Source organism: Dellaglioa sp. CoH-57-MRSF-20 (assembly GCF_056781955.1).
In genome coordinates this window covers 1-339 of sequence record NZ_JBXAXV010000190.1, presented here as the reverse complement: position 1 = coordinate 339, position 339 = coordinate 1, and the positions used below count along the sequence as shown (strand labels likewise).

1 protein-coding gene is annotated in these 339 nt (G+C 52.2%); it reads left to right on the top strand.

Annotation, left to right across the window (positions count from 1 at the left end):
* The coding region (locus AC1RPN_RS08735) for a hypothetical protein (protein WP_481763798.1) at window positions 1-339 on the top strand (339 nt) is incomplete at both ends.

Genomic DNA, 339 nt, shown 5'->3' with positions numbered 1-339 from the left:
GATGTTGGTGCGATTCCATCTGACCAGATAGACAAACCGGGCGGCGTTGCCGGCCTATCGGCAATTCCTAACGGTTCCAGCAACCCGACAGACAACTACGTATACGGGCGCATCAAGAATACAAAGCTTCCGCTTGGTGCTGTCTATATAGTGGGTAACTTCGATGCTAACGCCAACCACGTATCTCAGTACGCAGGTCTTAACACCATCGATACGAACACGGCGCTTTTGGCGAGCGGTATGCAGACCATCGATACCGGGTATAACGCAACCAATCCGTTCTACCAAACAGTTCCGGCAAACGGTTCGGCGTATCTGGTAACAGTTGCTGGTACCACC